The following is a 734-nucleotide window of genomic DNA, read 5'->3' on the forward strand; positions in this document are numbered from 1 at the left end:
CGCCCGGCACGCCGTGGCAGCCGCACGGCACCGTGCTCGTCACCGGAGGCACCGGCGAGTTCGGCGACCACGTCGCGCGCCGGCTCGCCGGGTCCGCGCACGTCATCCTGACCGTCTCCGGCGAGCGGGACCACGACTTCGGTGATCTGCCGGTCACCGTCGTGGTGGCGGACTCCGCCGACCGCGGCGTGGTGGCGGAGCTGCTCGCCGCCGTTCCGGCGGACCGCCCGCTCACCGCGGTCGTGCACACCGAAGGCATGACACGGGCCGCGCCGTCCGGCGAAACCGGCGCGGCCGGGTTCGCGCGGGTGTTCGCCGCCCAGTACGACGGTGCCGCCGTGCTCGACGACCTGATCGGCGACGTCGACGCCTTCGTGGTGTTCTCCTCGATCGCCGGGGTCTGGGGCGCCGACGGCCAAGGCGCCTACGCCGCCGCCGACGCCCGCCTGGAAGCGTTGGTGCGCGAGCGCCGTGACCGGGGCCTGAAGGCGACTTCGGTGTCCTGGAGCGCCTGGGACGGCACGGGAACCGCCGCCGACGAAGGCATGGCCGAGTACCTGCGGGTGCGCGGGCTGCCCGTCCTCCCGGTCGAGGCGGCCGGCACGGCGCTGGCCCAGGCCGTGGCGCAGGACGACACCGCGGTCACCGTCGCCGACGTCGACTGGGCCCGGTTCGTGCCGGCGTTCACCTCCGTCCGCCCGAGCGCGCTGCTGCGCGAGCTGCCCGAGGCCAAG

1 protein-coding gene is annotated in these 734 nt (G+C 75.9%); it reads left to right on the forward strand.

What is annotated here, in order from left to right; translation table 11 throughout:
* On the forward strand, nt 1–734 hold a 734-nt coding region (locus G3I65_RS11980; RefSeq protein WP_160696167.1), incomplete at both ends, for a KR domain-containing protein.

It is taken from the genome of Amycolatopsis sp. SID8362 (assembly GCF_010550475.1).
In the GTDB taxonomy this organism is placed as follows: Bacteria; Actinomycetota; Actinomycetes; order Mycobacteriales; family Pseudonocardiaceae; genus Amycolatopsis; species Amycolatopsis eburnea.